This window comes from Corallococcus sp. AB038B, from assembly GCF_003668955.1.
In the GTDB taxonomy this organism is placed as follows: domain Bacteria; phylum Myxococcota; class Myxococcia; order Myxococcales; family Myxococcaceae; genus Corallococcus; species Corallococcus exiguus.
In genome coordinates this window covers 1-432 of sequence record NZ_RAWO01000142.1, presented here as the reverse complement: position 1 = coordinate 432, position 432 = coordinate 1, and the positions used below count along the sequence as shown (strand labels likewise).

Here is a 432-nt window from a genome sequence, read left to right as displayed (position 1 = left end):
GTTGATTTCGCCGCCGTGGGCCTCCACGTCGCGGGCGATTTCGCCGGGGCCTCGCCGCTCGGTGCCCTTGAAGAGCATGTGCTCGTGCAGGTGGGCCAGGCCCGCCTGGTCGGGGCGCTCGTCGGCGCTGCCGACCTTGACCCAGACCTGGAATGCCGCGACCTTGGCGGCGTGGTTTTCGTCGAAGACGACGGTGAGCCCGTTGGGAAGCGCGTAGCGGATGGCCATATAGGAGCGTCCGAAGCTGGCACTCGCCCCCCAGGAGGGCAAGGCGAGGTGTGATGTTTCCCCCACTGGCTAACGCCCGGGGGCCCCGGCGTCGAGGGGTCCGTGCGGCCTCCCAGCGTCCAGGAGCCCGAACCGACCTGTCTCGTCACGCGTCCCTGGTAGGCCGCGCCGCCGGGCGGTAACCTGCGAATGCCCATGCCGTCA

General features: G+C 70.1%; 1 protein-coding gene. It reads right to left on the bottom strand.

Annotated features, from left to right (window positions below; genetic code table 11):
- A partial coding sequence (locus D7Y04_RS42805; protein ID WP_147477351.1) for a pitrilysin family protein occupies positions 1–228 on the bottom strand: 228 nt, incomplete at its 3' end.
- Positions 229–432: the final 204 nt, after the last annotated feature.